The organism is Pseudoalteromonas sp. S3260 (assembly GCF_005886925.1).
GTDB classification, from domain to species: domain Bacteria; phylum Pseudomonadota; class Gammaproteobacteria; order Enterobacterales; family Alteromonadaceae; genus Pseudoalteromonas; species Pseudoalteromonas tetraodonis.
In genome coordinates, this window is the sequence record NZ_PNCV01000131.1 from 1 (window position 1) to 8,979 (window position 8,979).

Annotated in this window: 9 protein-coding genes; 2 read left to right on the plus strand and 7 right to left on the minus strand. The window is 40.0% G+C overall.

Annotated elements, in window-relative coordinates; genetic code table 11:
* Positions 1 to 127: 127 nt before the first annotated feature.
* Positions 128 to 349, minus strand: a complete 222-nt coding sequence (locus CWC14_RS16525; protein WP_138563965.1) for a DUF3820 family protein — start codon at positions 347 to 349, stop codon at positions 128 to 130.
* A 288-nt stretch (positions 350 to 637) separates the two neighbouring features.
* Complete coding sequence (locus CWC14_RS16530) at positions 638 to 2,209, minus strand: cation:proton antiporter domain-containing protein (RefSeq protein ID WP_024602056.1); 1,572 nt, start codon at positions 2,207 to 2,209, stop codon at positions 638 to 640.
* A gap of 309 nt (positions 2,210 to 2,518) precedes the next feature.
* On the opposite strand from CWC14_RS16530, the gene CWC14_RS16535 reads away from it, so the two are divergent.
* Complete coding sequence (locus tag CWC14_RS16535; RefSeq protein WP_013465509.1) at positions 2,519 to 3,262, plus strand: sporulation protein; 744 nt, start codon at positions 2,519 to 2,521, stop codon at positions 3,260 to 3,262.
* Between the two features lie 51 nt (positions 3,263 to 3,313).
* On the plus strand, positions 3,314 to 3,757 hold the full coding sequence (locus CWC14_RS16540; protein WP_138563967.1) for a GNAT family N-acetyltransferase: 444 nt from the start codon (positions 3,314 to 3,316) through the stop codon (positions 3,755 to 3,757).
* Positions 3,758 to 3,811: 54 nt separating this feature from the next.
* Here the strand turns inward: CWC14_RS16540 and CWC14_RS16545 are convergent, their stop codons facing one another.
* The 5 genes from CWC14_RS16545 to CWC14_RS16565 form a co-directional block, all read right to left on the minus strand.
* Entirely contained in the window at positions 3,812 to 5,167 is a 1,356-nt protein-coding gene (locus CWC14_RS16545; RefSeq protein WP_138563969.1) for a sodium-dependent transporter, read from the minus strand.
* A 204-nt stretch (positions 5,168 to 5,371) separates the two neighbouring features.
* Positions 5,372 to 6,661: a HAMP domain-containing sensor histidine kinase gene (locus CWC14_RS16550; RefSeq protein WP_138563971.1), complete on the minus strand. Its 1,290-nt coding sequence runs from the start codon at positions 6,659 to 6,661 to the stop codon at positions 5,372 to 5,374.
* 86 nt (positions 6,662 to 6,747) lie between these two features.
* Positions 6,748 to 7,452, minus strand: coding sequence for a response regulator (locus tag CWC14_RS16555; protein WP_028834012.1), 705 nt, complete (start codon positions 7,450 to 7,452; stop codon positions 6,748 to 6,750).
* Between the two features lie 57 nt (positions 7,453 to 7,509).
* Positions 7,510 to 7,896 (minus strand): DUF3019 domain-containing protein, encoded by a 387-nt coding sequence (locus CWC14_RS16560; RefSeq protein ID WP_138563973.1) that lies wholly within the window; start codon positions 7,894 to 7,896, stop codon positions 7,510 to 7,512.
* A complete protein-coding gene (locus tag CWC14_RS16565; protein ID WP_024602061.1) occupies positions 7,886 to 8,743 on the minus strand; it encodes a MipA/OmpV family protein in 858 nt (285 codons plus the stop codon). The genes CWC14_RS16560 and CWC14_RS16565 overlap by 11 nt, the downstream gene beginning before the upstream one ends.
* Positions 8,744 to 8,979: the final 236 nt, after the last annotated feature.

Consider the following 8,979-nt stretch of genomic DNA (forward strand, 5'->3'; position numbering starts at 1 on the left):
AAGGTCAACAGACCCTAGTAAATTCCACACAATAAAAAAGCGCCTTAAAGGCGCTTTTTTGCGGTTTAAAACCAAAAAATCAACAAGTAGCAAATAGATAGACAGGCCACTTATAGAAAAGTTCTATTTATTTACTATTTTTTTCTAGTAATGGCATCAACATTTGCTCTAAACCATTAAGCTTCACTTCGTACATCATTGCAAGTTGAGAGCCGAGCTTGTTATTAGGAAAGCCTTGCTGTTTAAACCACACTAAATAAGGCTCAGGCAGCAAAAGTAAGGGGCGTCCCGCATATTTACCAAACGGCATAATGGTATTTATGGCGACTTTAAGTTGTTGAGGATCCATTATTGACATCTTTTATGAGTAGAGGTGTTAAGTGTAAGGGATAATAAAGAAATAAAGTAGGCTGTAACGGGCAAGTAACAGCCTATTGATAGAGGGAGTAGGCCCTCTAATTTGAGAATCTTATTGGTTAATTAAAAGCAAGGGGTCCAGTTGTGTATATTTTTATTTAAATACACACTTAGGTATTAGCTTTACTAAACCAACACAGTCATTTTACCTTATTTTTAAACCAATAAAATACGCAGATGTAAAGGAATGTAAATGCAATCCATTTGCATCTAAACCCTATTAAGGAAACAGGGTTTGCTTTACATGCTCTGCAAAACCGCTACCTGCTTCTAAGTAAAAGTTGTAAGTAGAGTCTATTCCCATTTCTTCTAATTCTTTTTGCTGATCGGGGTAGTTGGCAATCGCCGTTACTTGTCCTTTATAACCCGATGCTTGTAATTGCTCTAAGGCAAAAATATTTTGCATATGCTTAGGCATAGCTAGCATTACCATTTCAACGTGGGAGTGGTTAACACGTTGCCAAAAATCAGGATCGGTGGCGTCGGCAATTAATACTCGGCGACCTCGCTTTACATGCTTATCAACTACCTCAGGCTTAATATCAATACCTGCAACAACATCCGGATGAGTTGCGTTTATTGTTTCATAGGCACCTGTGCCAATCCTACCCATACCAAAAATAACAATTTTTGTGTCATTTAAGTTTACTGGGAGCTCTTCAGCTAAGCGGGTTTTGCTTTCAAACTTTAATAAAAAGCGTTCAATTTTAACGTATAGCTCGTTAGAGCGTTTATTTAAAGGAGAAGCAATTACAAAGGTGATCGACACCGCAATCGCAATAACAGCAAGCCACTCAGAGGTAACCATGCCGGTAGATGCGGCAACTGCACACACAATCAAACCAAATTCGCTAAAGTTAGCTAGGCTAAATGCTGTTAACAAAGAGGTACGCGCACGAAGTTTAAATAGGTTGGTTAGTATGTAATAAAGCAGGGTTTTAATTGGAATAATTAATACCAGCACTAAAGCGACGACTAAGGAGTGGGCAGTAAGCTCTGCACTTAAACCAATGCTTAGGAAAAAGCCAACTAGCAATATATCTTTTAGGCTAAGCAATGACTTAGACAATTCACCGGCTTTTTTGTGTGGTGCGAACATCATACCTACAATCAAAGCACCTAAATCACCTTTGAGACCTGCAAATTCAAAGGCGTTATAACCTGCTACTAAGGCAAAGAAAAACCCAAATAGCGGCAGTAACTCACCATGTTTAGAGCGGTTTAACACCCAGTACATAACAGGGCGAAATAAAGGTAAGGCAATAATTAACCCTAAGGCCCAAATATTCGGCAACTTACCGGTACTGACCGCTAAAAATATAACCGCAAATATATCCTGCATAACTAAAATACCAATGGCTATTTTACCGTGCAGGCTTGCCATTTCACCGCGCTCTTCAAGAACTTTTACCGCAAATACGGTACTTGAAAAGCTCAGAGCAAAACCAACTAACAGCGCACTTTGCCAACTTAAATCGACGAATAATGGCAGTGCAAAAACACCCAGTAGTAGCATAAAGCCACTAAATAAAGCGCTGCTTAGAATTATATGTAAGGTGGCCGGAGCCCAGACTTGAGGTTTTATTAAATTTGAAATTTTAAGCTTGAGGCCAATACTAAAAAGTAGCAGTGTAACCCCTAAAGATGCAATTGTTTCCAGCAGTTCCGTGCTTTTATAACCCGCTAAATTAAGAATAAATCCAGCCATAAGAAAGCCGATAAGTGGCGGCAATTTTAGCTGGTATATACCAAAACCGCAGACGAAGGCGGTAGCAAAATAAATTAGTTCCATAGTTATTAATACCACTTTTTTAGGCACTGTAGTGTAGCGAAAAACAATGCTTATTGACAATTAATCTACTTATTTAACGCAGTTAGTTGCGTGATAGTGAGTATTTATCAAATGATTGCTACTGTCAGTTTATGCAGAGGTAAAGTATCTTCAATGTATAAAAAATGCACATATATGGCTAGTTTTATGGTAAACAGCATGTAAATAGCAGTTTTTCGCTGACAAGAGCTTTTAAATGTGGTTAAGATGCCATAACGAAGGAGTTTAAGCGTAAGCAAACATTAGAGTTGCTTAGCTTAAGGAGAAAATATGTTTAAAAAGATTTTAGCATCGGTAGGCATTGGTGCCGCCAAAGTAGATACTATTTTAGAGACCGAGCATCTTCAGCCAGGGCAATTATTTAACGCGCAAATTGTAATTACTGCAGGCGATGTGAGCCAAGAAATTACCGGTTTAGACTTAATGTTAGTTACCCGTGTAAAAGTGGCGAGTGAAGACGGTGATTATTTCACTAATCATGTGATTGACCAGTGGCGCATTACCGATATTGGTATTATTGAGCCCGGTGAAGTAAGAACTATTCCGTTTGAAGCCCGTTTACACTCAGAGACGCCTATAACCGAAATTAATGCAGGTTATAACCAATCTTATGTATGGTTAGAAACCGGCCTTGATATTGACCTTGCGCTTGACCCAACAGATAAAGACCATTTACACATTTATCCTAATGAGGCGGTTAAAACATGCATGCAAGCGATGGAAAAGCTTGGTTTTAGTTTAGTTAAAGCCGATGTAGAACAAGGCCATTTACGTGCTCCTACTTTTCAATCTGTGTCGGGGTGTTATCAAGAGCTTGAGTATCAGCCTAATAGTCGCAGTTTGTTTGGCATAAAAGAAATAGAGTTGTCGTTTATTCCTGAAGCACATAAAACCCATGTATTAATTGAATTAGACAGAGCGTTTAGAAGTGATGGCTATGTTGATTTAACCATAGAGCATGACCATGTTAATTTATCGCAGTTATGTGATCAGTTAGAGCGATTATTTGCTTAATCGTTTTAGGGGCTTACTTTAGGTAAGCCTTTGCAATAGAAAAGGTATTTAATGGCGTTTAAATGTGAGCCACTTTCAGCGCTCGACCCCCAGACTCTATTTTCAATCATGCGTGAACGTGTCGACGTATTCGTTGTAGAACAAGCATGTCCTTACCCCGAACTTGATGATCACGATATCGCAGATACTACACGTCATGTCTATTTACTTGATGGGCTATCGGTGCATGCCTATGCCCGTTGTTATGAAAAAGATGCTCAGTACAGTGCGATAGGGCGTGTTTTGGTTGCTCAATCACAGCGAAGCTCTGGACTGGGTAAGCACTTAGTCAACGAAGCCATCAGCTGTTGCAAGGCGCAATGGCCTACTCGCGATATTTACATAGGCGCACAAACCTACCTACTGAATTTTTATCGCTCATTTGGTTTTGAGTGTGTTGGTGATGAATATATAGAAGATGGTATACCCCATCAGGATATGATTTTAAAGCAGTAATATTGCTCCACTAAAAAGGCCCACTGATGTGGGCCTTTTTTATGCATCTTTTAACTAGCTTAGTAGGGAGTGCAAAAACACTAAACTAATCGCAACAGGGCATACAAACTTGGTATACCAAGGCCATATTTTCCAAAATAACGTATTATGCACCTCAGGGTTACCTTGTTGAATCGCTTTTAGTAGTGACGATCTGTACCAGATCCAACCTACAAATATACAGCACATAAGCCCTAATAAAGGTTGTGCAACTTTGGTTGTTAGGGTGATCACCAAGCCAAATAAAGTGCCTAGGTTACACACTATGGTAATGCTCACTATGGCAATTAAAGCGCCTATTAGCCATGTTGCTTGAACGCGTTTCATCGCAAAGCGCTCTACCGTGTACGACACTGGCGCTTCTAGCATGGAAATAGATGAAGTTAGTGCGGCAATACTCATCAATGCAAAAAAAGCAAAGCCAACAAATAAACCTACACCACCCATGCCATCAAATAAGGCAGGCAATACCTGAAATACGAGAGTATCTTCAGAGAGAAGTTTACCTGTAGTTGTAGAGAATATTTCAACACCTTGCGCTTGTGCCACGTACATAGCAGGGATGATCAATAAACCCGCTACAAACGCTATAAACACATCAATTAAGGTTACATACGCGCCAAGGGACACAAGGTTTTCTTTTTTACTGATATATGAGCCATATATAATCATCACACTGGTGCCCAGTGACAATGAAAAGAAAGCTTGGCCTAAGGCACTCACTAACAATGTAGGGTCAAAAATAGAAGAAAAATCAGGGACTAAGTAAGCTTTTAACCCCTCAACAGCGCCTTCTTGAGTCATCACGTAGGCGATTAGGGCAAACAAAATACCGAGCAGAGCGGGCATTAAGCGTTTAGACCATTTTTCAATGCCGTTTTCTACACCGCGGCTGATAATAGCAACAGTTAAAATAATAAATAAAACAGTGAAAAGAATATTACGAGTAAGCGATTGCTCACTTAACCATAAAGAGGCGGCATCAGCGCCGACCAATGTGGTTACCGGTTCTAAAGTGGCACTTAACATCCAACCGGCAACAATGGCATAAAAACTTAAAATAAATCCAGCACATAAAATACCACCAAAACCGACAGCAAAGGCAAATTGTTTTTGCCATGGTCGCGTGGTTAATTTAGTTAATGAAGAGACCGCATTAGCTTGCCCATGGCGACCTATCATCAATTCTGCCATTAGCGCGGGGTAAGCTAAAAAGAAAGCCAGCACTAAATACGCGACTAAAAATGCAGCGCCCCCATTACTTGCTGTTTGAGTCGGAAAACCCCAAATATTACCCAAGCCAACAGCTGATCCTGCCGCAGCCATTATAAAACCAAAGCGGGAGCTAAACTCACCTCTTACTGCACTCATATTATTCTGCTTCTCTATTTTTTCGACGCCGTGACAATCTACTGGAATTGTAATTAAATAAAAAGTGCTTATTTGTCTCTGTTGCACAATTATTGCGTTTTATTTAGGTGTATAAATAAGACGTGCGTATTTTGATTATAAATAGCACAATTTTTTTAATTATATTTCGTTTATCAGCTGTATTGAGCATCTTTGCATTGTTGATTAATGTTCAAACTGAGCGATAGTTAATGTGAAACAGGCGCCTGAGAGTCGTTCACTTTTACTCACTTTTACGGTGCCATGATGCCAATCGGCAACTTTGGCGACGATTGCTAACCCCAAGCCATAACTATTATCACTGCGATTACGGTGGCTGCGTTCACGAAAAAATGGGCTAAATACTTTATGATTATTTTCTTGAGCAATGCCTGGTCCGTCGTCGGCGATGTTCACCACCAGAAAACGTTCTTGTACTGAAGCGGTTACTTGAATGCTGTGATTTGCAAAGTCGCAGGCATTATTAATTAAGTTGGTGATTGCTCTTGCCAGCCAATGTAAGTCAGCATAAACGGTATGATCATCACATTCTAAAGAAATATTAAGCGAGCGAGAGGTTATTCTAGGCTCAAGTTGCAATACAATATCACTTAGGTATTGTTTAAGGTTTGCTGATGAGTAAGTAAGCTTATTCGCATTTTGCTCTAAAGTAGCAAACGTTAAATAGCTTTTTAGCATTGACTCCATATGATCCAAGTCGGTTTCCATGCGAGTTAAATAATGCTTTATTTTACTCTCGTCATGACTATCAAGAGCGGCGTCGACACCAAAGCGTAAGCAAGCAATTGGAGTTCTAATATCATGCGATAAGCTGGAGGCCATTAGCTTGTTTTCAGCAACTAGCTTTTCAATTTGACTCGCCATACGGTTAAAGGTCAGTTCCACATCTTTTATATAGGTAAATCGAGAGGGGGTAATACGCGCTTTAACATTACCAGATGCAAATTGCTTTGCTGCTTCGTTTAACACCGTAAGGCGCTTTGCTAAAGGGGTAATAATAAAACCCATAAAAACACATAAGCCAGTGTAAAATAATAGCGTTAAAATAATATCGTTTCGTTGTGTGGCCTCATAGGGTTTATCTAAACGCATGGTTAAATGATAAGGACTTAACTCATCATTTGTGTAGAGCATATAAAAGCCTTGCTCGTCTTCGAGTATTAATCCGCCTTGGGTTTGCATTTTATCTAATAGCGCTAAGGGCAGTGCCAGCGACTGATTTAATTTGTAGTTAAGTATAAGGTCAAAGTCAGCGGCTAGTTTTATTACTTGTTGTGGGCGAGCATCGGGTTTTAGTGTCGTGAGCTGTTTACTTAACCCGACAATAATCTGGCTTTGAACGCTAAACTCATCCAAAGGCGCATGCGCTTGTTGGCTAAATGCATCAATAAGCCAACCTAAAACAATAATTGAAAGCAGCGCACTGCCTAGTAGTGAAATATAAAACTTTTTCATTGATGCTATTCCATAATAGGCTGGGTGTATTGAAGTGACTTTTATTACTATCGCACTAATTATTTTAAGCACTCAGGCATTAAAACTTACCACGCTGTAGTCACAAACAAATAACCACGTCCCCAAATGGTTTTAATTTTTTCTGGTTTTTGTGGGTCATCATTAAACTTTTTACGCAAGGCAGAAATAAGCACATCAACGCTTCTATCTAGGCCATCATATTCCCTGCCTTTGGTTGCTTTAAACACCGCATCGCGGGAAACAACTTGTCCAGCATTACTGGCTAAGTAATGCAGTAATAAATACTCTGCGCTTGAAATGTTCACATCCTGTTGGTTAAGGGTAACGTTGCGTGACTCGGTATTAATACTTAATTGACCGATATTGATCATATTTGCTTGATCATCGGTTTTAGGCGTGTCGCTACTGTAGCGCAAGGCAGATTTAATGCGTGCAAGCAATGCGCGAGGGCGTACTGGTTTTATTATATAATCGGTAGCACCGACTTCTAGCCCAATGACTTCATCCATTTCTTCATCGCGGGCAGTAAGCATTATAATTGGGGCATGATAAAAGCTACGTAGCTCACGACATACACTAATACCATCAAGCCCTGGCAGCATAATGTCGAGTAAAATAAGTTGTGGGTTTAAACGTTTTACTTGGCTTATTACCTCATCACCTCGATGACATACGTGTACAACATAGCCTTGCTCTGTTAAATACTCAGTGACCCATTGTGCAAGAGAAATATCATCTTCAACCAGTAAAATAGTACCGTAATTATCCATAAGCTTTCTTCGCATACCTAAATGATGTTTAGCTATCATAATGTTTATAGTGTGTGACTAAAATAACCGCCAACGCCGCTTTTTTTGCCTATTTTGATACACCCATTGTAATTTTACTTCTGTGACGGCAATGACTTGTGATGTATTACTGTCAAATAGTTCAAACGAAATACTTTGCGTTGAGTCAAAGGCATAATTAAACGAACCTTGTCGCTGTTTAAGCCAGCACTGCATAATGTACTTTGAGGTGGCATCGCGTAGACAATAATTCCCCACTTCTACTTGTTGCCATGACAAAACAACATCGGCGTAACAGTGACGTCCTTCACGTAAGGCCACACAGGTATCAGGTACTGCACTCAATTGAGAAGGTATTTGCACTGGGGCTGCCAGCAAAGAGCCTGAATAACTAAACAATAAACAGTAAAAAAATCTAAAGTACATAACGCACGCCTACCTTGGCTTTGTGTTGATATCCTTGGGAAATAATTGGGCTGTCATCAATTTCTTTTGAAAACCACGTCGTTAACCAGCCTGCTAAAAAGACCCAATCTTGATTAATGGGATATTCAGCATGAAATTCAAACATAATACTGGTACTGGCATTGGTTTGATAAATAGGGCGAGTTGCGTTTGCTTCATCGCTATCAATACCAAAATAATAGTTTGTAAAATCTGCAGAGTAGGCACTTAGGCCAATACCAGAGCGAAACTCCCAATTACGCCAAGGCTGAATATGACTAAAAAATACGTTTGCCACCCAGCCATTATGAGCACCAGATATGTCATGTAAGTATTCAAGGGAAATTTGTGAGTTTTCAAATCGACGTGTTAATCGAAGGCCGGTATCAAAATCATAGTTACGTTTTTTGATACCGCGCAGTGGCTCAATAATGCCATCGTTATAAATACCTAAGCCTTGTTCGTCAAACCCGGCTTGGGAATTAGTGCCTAATAAATCAAGGCCCCAATCGTATTTGTTAATTAAGCTATAGCCTAAAACAAGTCCACCGCTGAGTTGATTATGATCAAAATCAAGGTAAAAATTATCGTAAGAAACCGCAAGGCTTAAATCTAACTCGGCGCCAACATCATAAGAATTCATCCCCACCAAATAAGAATCTTCTATGTAATAACCAGCTCCTGCACTCCAGTCCCAGGCAAACCCTGTAGTGGGTTCCAATGTGTTATCGGCATAGTAACGATTGCTTGCTGTGCTCTGGCCACTAAAAATGAGCGCAAACAATAAGGCTGCACAACGGAAAAAATGTCTTTGTGGGAAATGCTTCATCCTTGGAACCTAAATTAGAGTTTGCTAAAGAGGCTAGGGTCTGTTGACCTTTGCGGATTAAAATTTGTTCAAACTAGGGGCGGTTTAATCGCGGCGCGAGGTTTGTAACCTAGTGGGCTAAGTAAAAACCGAGCAAAGCTTCCGCGTCCTGCTCACGCCCCTTACCTACATCCATGTAGGCAACAAAGAGTAAATCGCCCCTAGGCAGAACCCTTCGGGCAGCGCCTGTTTGGCAT